Annotated in this window: 14 protein-coding genes and 2 pseudogenes; 3 read left to right on the top strand and 13 right to left on the bottom strand. The window is 70.9% G+C overall.

What is annotated here, in order from left to right:
- Positions 1-10: 10 nt before the first annotated feature.
- Positions 11-1135 carry a PLP-dependent aspartate aminotransferase family protein gene (locus tag ACEJ41_RS02335; RefSeq protein WP_374013192.1) on the bottom strand — a complete coding sequence of 375 codons (1125 nt, stop codon included), beginning with the start codon at positions 1133-1135 and terminating at the stop codon, positions 11-13.
- Between the two features lie 264 nt (positions 1136-1399).
- Between ACEJ41_RS02335 and ACEJ41_RS02330 the strand changes: the two genes are divergently transcribed.
- Positions 1400-2647, top strand: a complete 1248-nt coding sequence (locus tag ACEJ41_RS02330; RefSeq protein WP_374013191.1) for an acetylornithine transaminase — start codon at positions 1400-1402, stop codon at positions 2645-2647.
- 96 nt (positions 2648-2743) lie between these two features.
- Here ACEJ41_RS02330 and ACEJ41_RS02325 read toward each other — a convergent pair whose 3' ends face one another.
- From ACEJ41_RS02325 to thiE, 3 genes are all read right to left on the bottom strand, one after another.
- Positions 2744-3358 (bottom strand): HAD-IA family hydrolase, encoded by a 615-nt coding sequence (locus tag ACEJ41_RS02325; protein WP_374013190.1) that lies wholly within the window; start codon positions 3356-3358, stop codon positions 2744-2746.
- On the bottom strand, positions 3355-4647 hold the full coding sequence (gene hemL, locus ACEJ41_RS02320) for a glutamate-1-semialdehyde 2,1-aminomutase (protein WP_374013189.1): 1293 nt from the start codon (positions 4645-4647) through the stop codon (positions 3355-3357). The genes ACEJ41_RS02325 and hemL overlap by 4 nt, the downstream gene beginning before the upstream one ends.
- Positions 4648-4819: 172 nt before the next feature.
- Entirely contained in the window at positions 4820-5512 is a 693-nt protein-coding gene (gene thiE / locus ACEJ41_RS02315) for a thiamine phosphate synthase (RefSeq protein ID WP_374013188.1), read from the bottom strand.
- Between the two features lie 93 nt (positions 5513-5605).
- Here thiE and ACEJ41_RS02310 point away from each other — a divergent pair.
- A pseudogene (locus ACEJ41_RS02310) lies at positions 5606-5861 on the top strand (rubredoxin).
- A gap of 79 nt (positions 5862-5940) precedes the next feature.
- Complete coding sequence (locus tag ACEJ41_RS02305; RefSeq protein ID WP_374013186.1) at positions 5941-7947, top strand: VTT domain-containing protein; 2007 nt, start codon at positions 5941-5943, stop codon at positions 7945-7947.
- A gap of 15 nt (positions 7948-7962) precedes the next feature.
- On the opposite strand, the gene ruvB is transcribed toward ACEJ41_RS02305, so the two are convergent.
- The 9 genes and pseudogenes from ruvB to aspS form a co-directional block, all read right to left on the bottom strand.
- Positions 7963-9006, bottom strand: a complete 1044-nt coding sequence (gene ruvB, locus ACEJ41_RS02300) for a Holliday junction branch migration DNA helicase RuvB (RefSeq protein WP_374013185.1) — start codon at positions 9004-9006, stop codon at positions 7963-7965.
- Between the two features lie 61 nt (positions 9007-9067).
- Positions 9068-10999, bottom strand: coding sequence for a potassium transporter Kup (locus tag ACEJ41_RS02295; protein ID WP_374013184.1), 1932 nt, complete (start codon positions 10997-10999; stop codon positions 9068-9070).
- A 60-nt stretch (positions 11000-11059) separates the two neighbouring features.
- A complete protein-coding gene (ruvA, locus tag ACEJ41_RS02290) occupies positions 11060-11647 on the bottom strand; it encodes a Holliday junction branch migration protein RuvA (RefSeq protein ID WP_374013183.1) in 588 nt (195 codons plus the stop codon).
- A 34-nt stretch (positions 11648-11681) separates the two neighbouring features.
- Complete coding sequence (gene ruvC, locus ACEJ41_RS02285; RefSeq protein ID WP_374013182.1) at positions 11682-12230, bottom strand: crossover junction endodeoxyribonuclease RuvC; 549 nt, start codon at positions 12228-12230, stop codon at positions 11682-11684.
- Positions 12231-12293: 63 nt separating this feature from the next.
- Positions 12294-13013, bottom strand: coding sequence for a YebC/PmpR family DNA-binding transcriptional regulator (locus ACEJ41_RS02280; protein WP_374013181.1), 720 nt, complete (start codon positions 13011-13013; stop codon positions 12294-12296).
- Between the two features lie 33 nt (positions 13014-13046).
- Positions 13047-13679 (bottom strand): alpha/beta fold hydrolase, encoded by a 633-nt coding sequence (locus tag ACEJ41_RS02275; protein ID WP_374014044.1) that lies wholly within the window; start codon positions 13677-13679, stop codon positions 13047-13049.
- A 38-nt stretch (positions 13680-13717) separates the two neighbouring features.
- Positions 13718-14100 (bottom strand): annotated as a pseudogene (locus tag ACEJ41_RS02270) (helix-turn-helix domain-containing protein); the annotation flags it as partial.
- 117 nt (positions 14101-14217) lie between these two features.
- The gene (locus ACEJ41_RS02265) at positions 14218-14742 is read right to left on the bottom strand and encodes a GNAT family N-acetyltransferase (RefSeq protein ID WP_374013180.1); all 525 of its coding nucleotides are present in this window, start codon (positions 14740-14742) and stop codon (positions 14218-14220) included.
- 23 nt (positions 14743-14765) lie between these two features.
- Positions 14766-16520, bottom strand: coding sequence for an aspartate--tRNA ligase (gene aspS, locus ACEJ41_RS02260; RefSeq protein WP_374013179.1), 1755 nt, complete (start codon positions 16518-16520; stop codon positions 14766-14768).
- Between the last annotated feature and the right edge of the window lie 123 nt (positions 16521-16643).

The raw sequence follows: 16643 nt of genomic DNA, 5'->3' as shown, positions 1-16643 counted from the left end.
ACGCTCCTGGTCAGCCGGCCAGCGCCTGCTCCAGGTCGGCAACCAGGTCGTCGCCGTATTCCAGCCCGACCGACAGGCGCAGCAGGCCCTGCGGCGTGGTCGACAACGGGCCTTCGATCGAGGCGCGGTGCTCCACCAGCGACTCGGTCGAGCCCAGCGAGGTGGCATTGGTGAACAGGCGCAGGCGCGCGGCCACGGCCAGCGCCGCCTCGCGTCCGCCCGCCACCTCGAACGAGAGCATGCCGCCGAAGCCGCTCATCTGCCGCGCGGCCACCGCATGCTGGGGATGGGATGCCAGGCCGGGGTAATGCACCTTGTCCACCCGCGCATGCGCCTGCAGGAACTGCGCAACCTGGCCCGCATTGCGGCAATGCCAGTCCATCCGCGCCGGCAGCGAGCGCACGCCACGCAGGATCATCCATGCCGCGAACGGCGAGGCGGTCGCGCCGCCCAGCACGCGCAGGCCCTGGCAGGCCGCGGCATGCTCGCCATCCTCGGCGAATGACAGCACGCCGCCCATCACGTCGCCGTGGCCGCCCAGGTACTTGGTGGCCGAATGCATCACCACGTCCGCGCCCAGCGCCAGCGGCTGCTGCAGCGTCGGCGGGGCGAAGGTGCCGTCCACCAGCAGGCGCGCGCCGCCGGCGTGGGCGATGTCCGCCAGCGCGGCGATGTCGCTGACCTTGAGCAGCGGGTTGGAGGGGGTCTCGGCCCACAGCAGGCGGGTGTCGGGCCGCAGCGCGGCGCGCACCGCGTCCAGGTCGGTGAAGTCGACGATGGTGCACTCCAGGCCCCAGCGCGGGAACCAGTCACGTGCGATCACCCGGAACGAGAAGTAGCTGTCATCGCACAGCAGCACGTGGCTGCCGGCCGGCAGCGCCTGCAGCGCGGTGGCGCCGGCGGCCATGCCGGTGGGATACAGCAGCGCGCGCGCCGCGCCATCCAGCGCGGCCAGCACGCGCTCGGTTTCCTGCTGGGTGGGATTGCCGTAGCGCTGGTACAGGAAGCCGTGCGGCAACTGCACGTCGGCGGTGTGCTCGAAGGTGGTGGCCAGTTGCAGCGGCGGCGCCAGTGCGCCGGTGGCCGGATCGGGCGTGCTGCCGGCACGGGCAGCGAGGGTGTGGATGTGGGGCATGGCGGGTGGTGGCCTCCGGTGGTTGCTGGCGGGCGGCGCAGGATGCGGGCTTCCGATCTTACGCCCGCGTGCCGCGCACCCGCTGCGCACGGGCACGTGGCACGGGCACGACGGCGTGCGACGCGACCGCTCGCTCCGTACGACGGTACCGGCCATCGCCGCGCGACCGGCCATGGCCGCCGCGGCGTGGCGGCGGCACCGGCATGTGCCGATAATGTGCCGGCCGGCGCTCGCCGGCGCCATCCACGGATACCACCACACGCCATGAACGCCACCACGTTGCCCGCCGGCGACACCGCCGCGCTGCTCGACCTCGGCCGCCAGTACTACCTGCCCATCTACCGCCCGCGCGAGCTGGTGCTGGAGCGAGGCCAGGGCTCGCGCCTGTGGGACAGCACCGGCCGCGAGTACGTGGATCTTGCTGCAGGCATCGCGGTGTGCGGGCTGGGCCACAACGACCCGGACCTGCACGCGGCGCTGGTCGAGCAGGCGGGCAAGCTGTGGCACACCAGCAACATCTTCTACAGCGAACCCCCGCTGCGCCTGGCCGAGGAACTGGTCAAGGCCAGCCGCTTCGCCGAGCGCGTGTTCCTGTGCAACTCCGGCAGCGAAGCCAACGAGGTCACGATCAAGCTGGTGCGCAAGTGGGCCACCGCGCAGGGCCGGCCGCCGCAGGAGCGGGTGATCGTCACCTTCCGCGGCAGCTTCCACGGCCGCACCCTTGCCGCCGTCACCGCCACCGCGCAGCCCAAGTACCAGGCGGGCTACGAGCCCCTGCCCGGCGGCTTCCGTTACATCGATTTCAACGACCTGGTCCAGCTGGAAACGGCGATGGCCGCCGGCGACGTGGCCGCGGTGATGCTGGAGCCGGTGCAGGGCGAAGGCGGGGTAATGCCGGCCGCCCCCGGCTTCCTGCGTGGCGTGCGCCAGCTCTGCGACCGCTACGGCGCATTGCTGGTGCTGGACGAGATCCAGTGCGGCATGGGCCGTACCGGCACCCTGTTCGCGCACTGGCAGGACGAGGTGGTGCCCGACATCGTCACCCTGGCCAAGGCGCTGGGCGGCGGCTTCCCGATCGGCGCGATGCTGGCCGGGCCGAAGGTGGCCGAGGTCATGCAGTTCGGCGCGCACGGCACCACGTTCGGCGGCAACCCGCTGGCCGCGGCAGTGGCGCGCGTGGCCCTGCGCAAGCTGGCGGCGCCGGAACTGGCCGCCAATGTCAGCCGCCAGGCACATGCGTTGCGCCAGGGCCTGGAGATGATCGGCGCCGAATCGGGCGTGTTCCGCCAGGTGCGCGGCCGCGGCCTGATGCTTGGTGCGGTGCTGGCGCCGGAACACGCGGCCCGCGCGGGCGAGTTGCTCGACCACGCGGCGGCCCATGGCCTGCTGGCACTGCAGGCCGGCCCCGATGTCCTGCGCCTGGTCCCGGCACTGAACATTACCGATGCCGATGTGGCCGAAGGCCTGAAGCGGCTGCGCGCGGCCGTGGCCGATTTCCGCGGCCGCGCCTGATCGGCACCGGGAGCGCCCCTGGATGCAGGGGCATTGCCGCAAGGCCAGGCCTGCGCCTGCCCGGGCAGGCCGCACCGGCTGCAGTGGCGGCCGTGATCAACCCAGCCCGTGGCGGCGCAAGACCCGCCCCAGCGCGCGTGCATCACGCACGCTGTCGGCTTGCAGCCCGGCGCGGCGCGCGCCCTGCACGTTGACGAACAGGTCATCGACGAACAGCGTGTCGGCCGCGCTCCAGCCCAGGTGCTCCAGTGCGTGGACGAACACCTGCGGCTCCGGCTTGCGGCCGCCGAACTGGCCACTGCACAGCACCCGGCCTTCCAGCCGCGCGCACAACGGCGCGACGATCCGCCCCACCGCCTGCGCCATCAGCAGCCCGTTGTTGGTCAGCACGGCCATCGCGATGCCCGGGTCCAGCGCGAGCAGGCGGGCCAGCGCACGCGGCTCGGCCGTGCTGGCGGCCACCCGTGCAGCCAGCCATGCTTCGGCATCGACCCGCGCACCGATGGCATCGCCAAGCTGCTGCAGGTAGGCGGCCGTGTCGATCCGCCCGGCGTCGTAACCCGCCTCCAGGCCCGAGTCGTACAACGCCTGCCACACCTGCGCGAACGTCGCGCCCGCGTGCGCGGCCAGGTGCGCCACCCGCCGCTCGCGCCGGTAATGCGCAAGCACGCCATCGAAATCCAGCAGCAGGCGGCGGACGCGTGGCCTCATCCGGCGGCGACCACCTCGAATGCCTCGGCGGCCGCCTCCAGCGTGGCGGCAATCACCGCTGCGTCGTGCGCGCTGGACAGGAAGCCGGCCTCGTAGGCGCTCGGCGCCAGGAACACGCCGCGTTCGAGCATGGCGTGGAAGAACCGGTTGAACGCCGGGATGTCGCAGGCGGTGGCCTGGGCGTAGGTCTCCACCTTCTGGTCGGTGAAGAACAGGCCGAACATCGCACCGACGCGGTTGGTGGTCACCGCCACGCCGGCCTTGCGCGCGGCCGCTTCCAGCCCGTCGCACAACTGCGCGGTGGCATCGGCCAGGCGCTGGTGGAAGCCCGGTGCCTGGACCAGCGCCAGCATCGCCAGGCCGGCGGCCATCGCCACCGGATTGCCGGACAGCGTGCCGGCCTGGTAGATCGGCCCGGAAGGCGCGATCTGCTCCATCAGTTCGCGGCGGCCGCCATAGGCACCCACCGGCATGCCGCCACCGATAATCTTGCCGAACGTGGTCAGGTCCGGCGTGATCCCGTAGAGCGCCTGTGCACCGCCCAGGGCGACGCGGAAGCCGGTCATCACCTCGTCGAAGATCAGCACGGCGCCGTACTGCGTGCACAGTTGCCGCAGGTGCTGCAGGTAGCCTTCGCGCGGCGGGATGCAGTTGGCGTTGCCCACCACCGGCTCGATAATCACCGCGGCGATCTCGCCGCCGATCTGCTCGAACAGCCTGGTCGCGCCTTCGAAATCGTTGTAGCTGAGCGTGGTGGTCAGCTCGCTCAGCCCGGCCGGCACGCCCGGCGATGTCGGCACGCCCAGGGTCAGCATGCCGCTGCCGGCCTTGACCAGGAACGAGTCGCCATGGCCGTGGTAGCAGCCCTCGAACTTGACGATGCGCTGGCGGCCGGTGGCACCGCGCGCCAGGCGGATCGCCGACAGGGTGGCTTCGGTACCGGAGTTGACCATGCGCACCATCTCGCACGACGGCACCAGGCCGGTGATGGCCTCGGCCATGGCCACCTCGGCCGCGCACGGCGCGCCGAAGGACAGGCCGTCGCCGATCGCCTGCTGCACCGCCTCGCGCACGGCCGGGTGGTTGTGGCCGACGATCATCGGCCCCCAGGAACCGACGTAGTCGATGTAACGGTTGCCATCGACGTCGTAAAGGCAGGCGCCGTCGGCGCGCTGCACGAAGAACGGCTCGCCACCGACCGACTTGAACGCGCGCACCGGCGAATTGACCCCGCCGGGCAGCAGTTGCCGTGCGCGGGCGAACAGGGCATGGGAGCGGTCGTGGTTCATGGCGTGGTACCGGTGCGGAAAGCAGCCATTGTAGGAGGCCCACTTGCACCCGGGCATCCGCGCCGCGCCCTGCAGGAGCCGGCCTTGCCGGCGACCGCGCAGGCGCACCGATCACGGACACCGGGCTTCACGCTGGCATTCCCACCATGGCGGTCGCCGGCAAGGCCGGCTCCTACAGGGGGAAGCAGCGCCGGTACGCGTGCACGGCGGCTACCGGATCGGGCGCATCGAACACGCCGCCGATCACCGCCAGCAGGTCGGCGCCGGCCTCCACCAGCGGCCCCGCGTTGGCCGGGGTGATGCCGCCGATGGCCACCCGCGGCACGTCCAACCCCGCCGCGGCGCGCAGCAACGCCGGGCTGGCGCGGCGCGTGGTGGTCTTGCTGGTGCTGGCAAAGAACGCGCCGAACGCCACGTAACTGGCACCGGCGCGCACCGCCCGTTCGGCCAGCGCCAGGCTGTCGTAGCAGGAGGCCCCCAGCAACGCCGCCGGCCCGAGCTGCGCGCGTGCGGCGGCGATGTCGCCGTCATCCTCGCCCAGGTGCACGCCGGCAGCACCGACCTGCATCGCCAACGCCACGTCGTCGTTGATCAGCAGCGGCACGCCTGCCCTTGCACACACCGCCTGCAGGGCACCGGCCTGTTCGCGGCGCAGCGGCGCAGCGGCGGCCTTGTTGCGGTACTGCAGCCAGGTCACGCCCTGGTCCAGCAGCGGTACCACCCGCGCCAGCAGGCGCGCGGTATCCGGCTCGTCGGGCGTGATCAGGTACAACCCGCGCGGTGGCGCTGCGTGTGAAGCTGATTCACCCGCACCACCCGGTACATGCGACGGCGCGCCGGATCCGGGGATGATGCTGGCCGTCATCGCCAGACTCCGCATGCTGCGGCGACGGCACCACCCGCGCCGGATGTGGCGGCGAAGTGTGAACGGCGTTGGCAAGTCGTGCGCGAAAGCATCATGCGGGTGTCCGGGGCGGCGTGGCGGTGGGACAATGCGTGCCCCCAACCGTCACGCGCATTATCCGATGAATGAACCGGTTTCCGCCCCCCACCGCAGCTGGATGTGCGTGGTCTGCGGCTTCATCTACCACGAAGCCGACGGCATGCCCGAAGACGGCATCGCCGCGGGCACGCGCTGGGAAGACATCCCGGAAACCTGGACCTGCCCGGATTGCGGGGTGACCAAGGACGATTTCGAGATGATCGAGATCTGACCCCTGGCCCTGCGAATGCCCCCCCCGCCGATACCGCGCTTAAGCAGGGCTGCAGGGTGGCGCCTTCTATAATCGGCCGATGAACTCCTCCTGGATGGAAACCACGCTGGCGTGGATCGGCGAAAACCCGATCCTGGCCGGCGGGGTGATCTTCGCCATCGCCTTCTGCGATGCGTTGATCGTGGTCGGGGCCATCGTGCCGGCATTGCCACTGCTGTTTGCCGTGGGCGTGCTGATCGGGCTGGGCGAGATTTCCGGCCCCTACGCGGTGGCCTGCGCCACGCTGGGCGCGTTCGCCGGCGATGCGGCCAGCTTCTGGGTCGGGCGGCGCTGGGGCACGCAGTTGCTGGGCGTGTGGCCGTTCCGCCGCTTCCCGCGGCTGCTGGAGCGCGGTGAGCTGATGTTCCGGCGCAACGCCTTCAAGAGCATCCTGGTGGCCCGCTACGTGGGCGCGATCCGCCCGTTCGTGCCAGCCATCGCCGGCATGGCCGGCATGCCGCTGCGCCGCTACATGCTGGCCAGTGGCGTGGCCTGCCTGTCCTGGGGCGTGCTGTTCCTGATGCCTGGCTGGATCCTGGGCCAGGCCTATGACGCGGTGGCCGCGGTGGCCGGCCACCTGGTCACGGTGCTGGGCCTGCTGCTGGCGGTGCTGGCCCTGGCCTGGGCGGGGGTGCTGTACACCTACCGCTGGTTCGCCAACCACGCCGACTCGCTGCTGGCGCAAGGGCTGGACTGGTCGCGCCGGCATCCGGTGCTGGGCCGGTACTCGATCGCGGTGTTCGATCCGCAGCACCGCGAATCGGTATCGCTGGCCCTGCTGGCGGTCCTGCTGCTGGGCATCGGCTGGGCCTGGTTCGCACTGTTGCTGGTGGTGCTGGGCAATGGCGGGCCGCTGGGCACGGACCTGGCCGTGCACGAGCTGATGCAGGCCCTGCGCAACCCGCTGGCCGACTACCCGATGGCGGCACTTGCCTCGCTGGGTGACTGGCCGGTGCTGGCACCGGCCTGCGCGCTGGTGCTGGTGTACTTCATCTGGCGCCAGCGCTGGATGGCCGCGGCCCACTGGCTGGCCGCGCTGGCCTTCGGCCTGACCCTGACCTGGCTGCTGGGCGCCACCGTGGACGTGGTGCGCCCGCCCGGAGCCAGCAGCGGCTTCGGCTTTCCATCCATCGCGGTGACCATGGCCACGATCGCGCTGGGGTTCTTCGCGGTGCTGATCGCACGCGAGATGCCCGGGCGCGACCGGGTGTGGCCCTACCTGGTGTCCGGGCTGACGGTGGCGGTGATCGGTTTTGCCCGCCTGTACCTGGGCGCGCACTGGCTCAGCGACGTGGTCGGCGGGATGCTGCTGGGCATCGTGTGGCTGCTGGTGCTGGGCATCGCCTATCGGCGACGGGTGAACCGCTCGTTCTGGGTCAAGCCGGTATCGACGCTGTTCTATGGCGCACTGGTGCTGGCCGCGCTGTGGTACGCGCCGCGCAACATCGAGGTGAAGCTGGCCAAGTTCGAACCGGCCCCGCCGGCGCCGGTGACCCTGGACCTGCACGCGTGGTGGCAGCGCGACTGGCAGGCGCTGCCGGCACGCCGCAACGAGTTCGACGACCAGTTGCGCTGGCCGCTGGACGTGCAGGTCGCCGGTCCGCTGGCCACCCTGCAGGCGCAACTGCAGGCCGACGGCTGGCAGGTGCAGCCGCAAGCCAGGTGGGAACAGGCGCTGAGCCTGTTCGATACCGATGCAACGCCTGCGCAGGTCCCGGTGCTGCCGGCGACCCTGGACGCGCGCACCGAGGCACTGCTGATGGTGCGCGAAGGCCGCACGCCCGGCCAACGCCATGCCCTGCGGCTGTGGCCAAGCCCGGTGCGGCTGCAGCCGGGCGACGTGCCGTTGTGGATCGGCACGGCGCAGACCCTGGACTTCTCCACCCATCTGGGCCTGATCGGCAGCTGGCGGCCGCAGCGCGGCGCCGACCCGGCGCTGGACCAGGTCCGCGCGTCGCTGCACGGCATGGAACACGCGGTGGCGCCGCACCCGGACTCGTCGCTTCCGGTGGTGCGCATACGCAGCGACACAGCCGGCCGGCGCTAGCCGCGGCCGGAGCGCTCAGAACAACTCGCCGGGCTCGCGCGTGGGGGCTTTGAGGCCGAAGTGGCGATACGCCTTGGGCGTGGCCATGCGCCCGCGCGCGGTGCGCATCAGGTAGCCCTGCTGGATCAGGTAGGGCTCGATCACGTCTTCCAGGGTGCCGCGCTCTTCCGACAGCGAGGCGGCCAGCGATTCCACGCCCACCGGGCCGCCATCGAAGTGGCCGATGATGGTGTCGAGCAGGCGCCGGTCCAGCTCGTCGAAACCTTCCGGGTCGACCTTGAGCATGGCCATGGCCGCCTCGGCCACGGCCTGGTCGATGCTGCCGCCGGCCCGCACCTGGGCGTAGTCGCGCACCCGCCGCAGCAGGCGGTTGGCGATGCGCGGGGTGCCGCGTGCGCGCCGCGCGATCTCGCCGGCGCCACCGGCCGCGCAGTCGATGCCCAGGATCTGCGCCGAACGGCGCACGATCCGGGTCAACTCCTCGGGCGTGTAGAACTCCAGGCGCTGGACGATGCCGAAGCGGTCGCGCAGCGGCGCGGTCAGCAGGCCGGCACGGGTGGTGGCGCCGACCAGGGTGAACGGCGGCAGGTCGAGCTTGATCGAACGCGCGGCCGGGCCCTCGCCGATCATGATGTCGATCTGGAAATCCTCCATCGCCGGGTACAGCACCTCCTCGATCACCGGCGACATGCGATGGATCTCGTCGATGAACAGCACGTCGTGCGGCTGCAGGTTGGTCAGCAGCGCGGCCAGGTCGCCGGCCTTTTCGATCACTGGGCCCGAGGTCGCCCGCAGGTTCACCCCCAGCTCGTTGGCGATGACATGGCTCAAGGTGGTCTTGCCCAGCCCCGGCGGGCCGAAGATCAGCACGTGGTCCAGTGCCTCGCCGCGGCCGCGCGCCGCTTCGATGTAGATGCCCAGTTGCTCGCGCACCGGTTGCTGGCCGAGGTACTCGTCCAGGCGCAGCGGGCGGATCGAGGCTTCCAGGGCCTCGTCCTCGCCGGTGGCGGCGGCAGCGATGATGCGGGAGGGATCGATGTTCACGGGCGTGCGGTGCATGTGCTGCGGACGATGCCCGACAGGGTAACTGCTGCAGGGCCGCGGCGTCGCCGGCGCAGCCTCAGATCTCCACCTGCGAGCCCAGCTCCACCAGCCGGTTGCCCGGGATCCGGAAGAATCCCGTGGCCGGCGCGGCGTTGCGGTGCATCACCGCGAACAGCTTGTCGCGCCAGACCGGCATGCCGCGCCTGGCGCTGGCCACGATGGTCTCGCGACTGGCGAAATAGGTGGTGTCCATCGGGTCGAGCGACATGCCGCCGGCATCGCAGGCGCGCATCAGCGCCAGCGGCACGTCCGGCGTCTCCATGAAGCCGAAGCGCACCACCATGCGGTGGAAATCCTCGCCGATCCGGTCGCTGCGCATCCGCTGCTCCGCCGGGGCCACCGGCACCGGCAGCGTCTCCACCGTCAGGAACACGTTGCGCTCGTGCAGCACCTTGTTGTGCTTGAGGTTGTGCAGCAGCGCGTGCGGCACCACGGTCGGGTCGGCGGTGAGGAATACCGCCGTGCCGGGCACGCGCGCCGGCGGGGCGAGCATCAGCCCGGGCAGGAACGTGTCGGCGCGGATGCCGTCCTTGCGGATCTCCTCGCCCAGCAGTTCGCGCCCGCGCCTCCAGGTGCGCATCAGGGTGAACAGGACGATGCCCAGCACCACCGGGAACCATGCGCCCTGCACCAGCTTGGCGCCATTGGCCACCACGAAGGCCACGTCGATGCACACGAACACCACGCACAGCGGCAGCACCCAGCCACGCCGGCCCGGCCACAGCGCGCGCGCCACCAGGGCCAGCAGCACGGTGTCGATCAGCATCGTGGCCGACACCGAGATGCCGTAGGCCACCGCCAGGTTGGACGAACTGCGGAACGCCAGCACCAGGCCGATCACCATCACCGCCAGCAGCCAGTTGATGCCGGGGATGTAGATCTGGCCGATGGTGTCGCGCGAGGTGTGGCGGATGCGCATGCGCGGGATGTAGCCCAACTGCATGGCCTGGCGCGAGACCGAGAACGCGCCTGTGATCACCGCCTGCGAGGCGATCACCGCCGCCATCGTGGCCAGCACGATCATCGGGTACAACGCCCAGCCGGGCACCGATTCGTAGAACGGGTTGCGCACCATCTCCGGGTGCTCGAGCACCAGCGCGCCCTGCCCCAGGTAGTTGAGCACCAGGCATGGCAGCACGAAGAAATACCAGGCATTGCGGATGGGCGGCGCGCCGAAGTGGCCCATGTCCGCGTACAGCGCCTCGCCGCCGGTGACCGCCAGTACCACCGCGCCGAGGATGAACACCCCCTGCCAGCCGTGCTCGGCGAAGAACAGCGCCGCCCACCACGGGTTGAACGCCTTGAGCACCTCGGGCGACTGCACGATGTTCCATATGCCGATGGCCGCCAGGGCCAGGAACCACACCGTGGTCACCGGCCCGAACACCTTGCCCACCTTCTCGGTGCCGAAGCGCTGGGCCATGAACACCAGCAGCAGCACCGCCACGGTGAGCGGCACGATGAAGTTGTGCAGCCCGGGCGCGGCGATCTCCAGCCCTTCCATTGCGCCCAGCACCGAGATGGCCGGGGTGATCACCCCGTCGCCGAAGAACAGCGAGGCACCGAAGATGCCGGCGATGCCGACCACGTAGGCCGACCGCGAGCCGTTGCGCAGGGTGCGCTGGGCCAGCGCCATCAGCGCCATGATCCCGCCCTCGCCCTCGTTGTCGGCGCGCATGATGATGGTCACGTACTTGAGCGTGACCACGATCATCAGCGACCAGAACGCCAGCGACAGCACGCCCAGCACCGTGTCGTGGTCGCTGGTCAGGCCGTAGTGCGGGGAGAACGCTTCCTTGAGCGTGTACAGCGGGCTGGTGCCGATGTCGCCGAACACCACGCCGATGGCGCCGACCACAAGCGCAAGGCCGCCGGCGCCGGCGGGGCCGTGGCCGTGGCCGTGGCCGTGGCCGGCATGTTCGGATGCGGGGGGGCGGGTGGTCGACATGGGGGGCAGGTCCTGGCGCGTCGCGGGGCGCAGCGTGCGGCGGGGAGCGTGGTGGTGGTGTCAGCGCAACGCCGACTGCAAGGCCTTGCGGATGATGGCGGCCGCCTCGTCGCCGGGCGCGGTTGCATCGCGCGCCATGCGCACCGCCTCGGCCGGCTTGTAGCCCAGCTGCTGCAGGGCGGTGGCCGCGTCGGCCTGGGGATCGCCTGCGGCCGCGGGCATGCTGCCCGCAACTCCGCCCCCCAGATCGGCGGTACGGTCGCGCAGTTCCACCACGATGCGCTCTGCGGTCTTCTTGCCGATGCCGGGGATGCGGGTGAGCGCGGTGATGTCGCCGGCCTGCACCAGGCGCACGAACTCTTCCACGCTGGCACCGGACATGATGGCCAGGGCGATCTTCGCGCCAATGCCGCTGACCTTCTGCACATCACGGAACAGGCGCCGCTCGGCATCGCGCAGGAAGCCGTACAGCGACACGCTGTCCTCCTTCTGCGCGTAGTGGACGAACAGCGCCACCTCGCGGCCGACATCGGGCAGGTCGTAGAAGGTGCTCATCGGCGCCTCCAGCTCATAACCCACCCCGCCCACGTCCACCACCAGCCAGGGTGGCTGCTTGTGCGCGAGGGTGCCTCGCAGCCGACCGATCATGACGGCCTCCTTCGGAATGACAGATAGCGGATGATCACGCCTTGCGGCTCCACGCCTGGCGGGCACTGACCCCCAGCCGCTGCGCGGTGGCGCGCACGTGGGCGTGGGTCAGGGCGATGGCCAGGGCGTCGGCGGCGTCGGCCTGGATCCTGCCGCTCAGGCCGAGCATGGCGGCCACCATGTGCTGGACCTGGCCCTTGTCGGCGCCGCCGGTGCCGACCACGGCCAGCTTGACCTCGCGCGCGGCGTACTCGCTCACCGGAAGGTCGCGCAGCACCACCGCGCAGATTGCCGCGCCGCGCGCCTGGCCCAGCTTGAGCGCCGAGTCGGCACTGCGGCCCACGAACACCTGCTCGATGGCGACCTCGTCGGGCGCGTACTGGTCGATCAACTGCGCCAGCCCGTCCAGCAACCGGCGCAGGCGCAGTGCAAATGCACCCTCGCCCAGCAGCACCAGGGGCTGGTGATGCACATGCCGGGCGCGTCCGCTAGCGTCCACGTCGATGATGCCCACCCCGGTGCGTTGCGACCCCGGGTCGATACCGAGGATGCGGACCGTGGCCGGCACGCGCGCAAGGTTCACGCGGACTCCGGCAAACACGTCCAGGCCAGGCCCGCCAGCACTGCGCCGGACGCCGCGCGCATGTCAGCCGCCATCGCCGAGGTCGGCGTTGGAATAGACGTTCTGCACGTCGTCCAGGTCCTCCAGCATGCCCAGCAGCTTGTGCAGCTGCTGCGCGTTGTCCGCGTCCACCGCCACGTCGTTGTCGGCGCGGTAGGTGACCTCGGCATAGCCGGGCGCCAGGCCGGCGGCCTCCATCGCCTGCTTGACCGCATCGATGTTCTCCGGCGCGGTGACCACGTCGATGGCATCGCCGGGGTACACGATCACGTCGTCGGCACCGGCCTCGATCGCCGCCTCGGTGATCGCCTCCTCGTCACCACCTTCGTAACCGAGCACGCCCAGGCGCTTGAACATGAACGCCACCGAGCCCTCGGTGCCCATGTTGCCGCCACACTTGGAGAAGGCGTGGCGCACGTCGGCCACGGTGCGCACGCGGTTGTCGGTGAGGCAGTCCACGATCACCGCCACCCCGCCGGGGGCATAGCCCTCGTAGCGCACTTCCTCGTACTCGACGCCTTCCAGTTCGCCGGTGGCCTTCTTGACCGCGCGTTCGATCACGTCCTTGGACATGTTCGAGGCCAGCGCCTTGTCCATCGCCGCGCGCAGGCGCGGGTTGTTGGCCGGGTCGCCTCCACCGGCGCGGGCGGACACGCCGATCTCGCGGATCAGCTTGGTGAACATCTTGCCGCGCTTGGCGTCGCTGGCGTTCTTGCGTGCTTCGATCGAGGGGCCACGACCCATGGGGGCACCACACTGCTTGGCTACAGGCAGCGATTATAGCGGGCGCGGGCCGGCCGGCTCCGCGCCCGGCGCAAGGAAGGCCCCGTGGCGCAGGAACGCCGCCGTCTGCCGCGCGGCCTCGGCCGAAAACACCAGCCCGGTATGGCTGGCGTGCACCAGGCAATGGCCGGCCAGCCCCGGCAGGCGGGTCTCGGCCACCGCCACGCTGCCGTCGGAGGGCGCCTGCTGCGGCACCAGCAGGTGGCCCAGGCCGCGGGCCACGTCGCCGGCGATCATGCCCACCGGCACCCGCCCGTCCCATTGGCCGCAGCCGGTGCGCAGCAATGGTGCGCTGCGCCCCAGGGTCCAGCCCAGGCGCGGCCGTTGCGCCAGTGCGCGCGCAGTGCCGCTGCCGCACAGCGGCGAGCCCAGGCAGACCATCCGCCTGACCGGCAGCCCCGGCGCCCGGCGCAGCGCCTCCAGCCCGATCATGCCGCCCAGGCTGTGCCCGACCAGGTGCAATGGCGGCGCGCCGCGCAAGCGCGCGAGCAGCGCTTCGATCGCCGCTTCGGCGCCATCGCGCACGCTGGCGTAGCCAAAGCCCTCCACCTCGAAACCGGCGCGGCGCAGGCGCCAGCCCAGCGGTGCCAGCCAGGATTTCGCGTTCCACAGGCCGTGGATGAGCAGCACCCGTTCGGTCGGGCCGACCGGATCGGCACCGGTGTTCAAGCGGCCGCCCCTTGCAGTTGCCGCTTCCAGGCGCGCGGAGACAACCTGCTGTGCGCCTTGAACGCGCGCGACAGCGCCGACTCGCTGCCATAGCCGACGTGCGTGGCCACCACCTTGAGCGGCTGCCCGCGCCGCAGCGCCTGCTGCGCCAGCCCGATTCGCCAGCCCTGCAGGTACTGCCCGAGCGTCATCCCGACCACGCCGCGGAATGCGCCGGCAAACGCGCTGCGCGACATGCCCGCCGCCTCCGCCAGTGCGCCAGGCTCCACGGCCGTGCCGGGGCTTGGTGCATGGAAACGATGGCATGGCGCAGCCGCGGATGCGCCAGCCCGGAAAGCAGGCCAGCGGCCAGCTCGCCGCGCTCCAGCAGCACCGCCAACCTGTCCACGCGCCCGCACTCCGGATCAACTTTCCGGCATCCATCGTACCTGACCGTATCCGGACGGCGCCGCCACGGTCCCAGCCATGCGCGCGGCCGGCCCGCGCCGGGTGGCCGCTAGCGGGCCGCAGCCGGGCGGCGCAGGATGAATTCCAGGTCGCGCACCGTGCCGACCGGGAACTCGTAGGTGCCGACCTTGGCGAACCCGCGCCGCGCATAGAAGCGCTGCGCGCCCAGGTTCTGCGACCACACGCCAAGCCAGAGCGTGCGCGGCCCATCGCGCAGCAGCCAGCGCTCGGCCTGCTCGAACAGCAGGCCGCCGCGGCCACCGTTCTGGTGGCTGGCCAGCAGGTACAGGCGCTTGAGCTCGCCGTCGCCCGGAGCGACCTGCGCATGCGGCAGCCCGCAGGGGCCTGCGGCGGCGTGGCCGACCGCGACCCCGTCCTCCTCCAGCAGCCACACCGCGTAATCGGGATGGGACAGGATCAGCGCCTGCCGTTCCACCGTGTAGGTCTGGCCCAGGAAATCCTGCAGGTCCTGCGGCGGATACAGGTGGCCGAAGGTCTCGGTGAAGGTGCGCGCGGCAAGGCTGGAAAGCACTGCCGCATCGCCCGGTTCAGCGCGCCGGATGCTCATTGCCATCTGCCGGCCCGATCGCGGGAGCTTCACCGCTCCTGCGGTGAAGCGACCTGCACGTGGACCTCCGCCAGTTGCGCGTCGGCGATCGGCGACGGCGCGCCGGTCATCAGGCACTGCGCGGAGGTGGTCTTGGGGAAGGCGATGACGTCACGGATCGACTCGGTGCCGGCCATCAGCGCGGCGATGCGGTCGATGCCGAAGGCGATGCCGCCGTGCGGTGGCGCGCCGTAGTTGAGCGCATCGAGCAGGAAGCCGAACTTGGCCCGTGCCTCTTCGGCGTCGATGCCCAGCAGTTCGAACACCGCGCTCTGCATCTCCGGGCGATGGATGCGGATCGAACCACCGCCGATCTCGTTGCCGTTGAGCACCATGTCGTAACCGCGCGACACCGCGGTCCTGGCATGCGTGCGCAGGTCGGCGATGTCGTCCACCGCCGGGGCGGTGAACGGGTGGTGCAGGGCCACGTAGCGCTGCGCCTCGGCATCCCACTCGAACATCGGGAAGTCGGTCACCCACAACGGGCGCCAGCCGTCGGCGACCAGGTTGAAATCCTTGCCGGCCTTCAGCCGCAGCGCGCCCATGAAGTCGGACACCGTGGTGTAGGCGCCGGCGCCGAAGAACACGATGTCGCCGTTGCCGGCGCCGACATGCTTGACCAGCGCGGCGAACGCATCCTCCTCGAAGAACTTCAGGATCGGCGAGGACACCGCGCCGGCCGCGTCGATCTTGATGTAGGCCAGGCCCTTGGCGCCGTACTTGGCCGCGTGCGCGGCGTACTCGTCGATCTGCTTGCGGCTCAATGACGCGCCACCGGGGATGCGCAGCGCGGCCACCCGGCCGTCCGGATCATTGGCTGGGCCGGTGAACACCGCGAACTGGCTGTCCTTCACCAGCGCGGCCACGTCGACCAGTTCAAGGTCGATGCGCAGGTCGGGCTTGTCCGAGCCATAGCGGCGCATGGCTTCGGCCCAGGTCAGGCGCGGGAACCGCGCATCCAGCTCGACATCGATGACCTCCTTGAAGATCGCCCGGATCATCCCTTCGACGTAGTCCTGCACGTCGCCCTCGCGGACGAAGGCGAACTCCATGTCCAGCTGGGTGAACTCCAGCTGGCGATCGGCGCGCAGCGCCTCGTCGCGGAAGCAGCGCGCGATCTGGTAGTAGCGGTCGAAGCCGGCCACCATCAGGATCTGCTTGAACAGCTGCGGGCTCTGCGGCAGCGCGTAGAACTCGCCGGGGTGCATCCGCGCCGGGACCAGGAAGTCGCGCGCGCCCTCGGGCGTGGCCTTGGTCAGGATCGGAGTTTCGATGTCCTGGAAGCCGTCCGCGTCCAGGTGCCGGCGCAGCGCCTGTACCAGCCTGGTGCGGGTGCGCTGCATGCGCTGCATCTGCGGGCGGCGCAGGTCCAGGTAGCGATAGCGCAGGCGGGTTTCTTCGGTCGGGTTCTCGTGCGCGTGGAACGGCAGCGGCGCGGCCTTGTTGAGCACGGTGATCCTGGTGGCGATCACCTCCACCCGGCCGCTGCGGATTTTCGCATTGACCGCCTCGCGCGCCCGCACCACGCCTTCGACCTGGAGCACGTCCTCGTAGCCCAGCGAGGCGGCCACGGCGAACACCGCCTCGTTGCCCGGCTCGACCGTGACCTGGACGATGCCCTCGTGGTCGCGCAGGTCGATGAAGCACACCCCGCCCAGGTTGCGGGCCACGTCGGTCCAGCCGGAAAGGGTGACGGTCTGGCCGATCAACGATTCGTCGATCAGGCCGCAGAAATGGGTACGCATGGAGGCTCCGCGACAGGGGGCGCACGCCCGGAACCGGGCGACGGGCCCCGGATTTTAGCGGTTCTGTCCTGCGCCTGTGCGCGGCCTGCGCAAACCGGCGCGATCGCGGGGGCTCGGCTGGCC

This window comes from Pseudoxanthomonas koreensis (assembly GCF_041890415.1).
Lineage (GTDB): Bacteria > Pseudomonadota > Gammaproteobacteria > Xanthomonadales > Xanthomonadaceae > Pseudoxanthomonas > Pseudoxanthomonas koreensis_A.
This window is presented reverse-complemented; position numbering and strand designations above follow the sequence as displayed.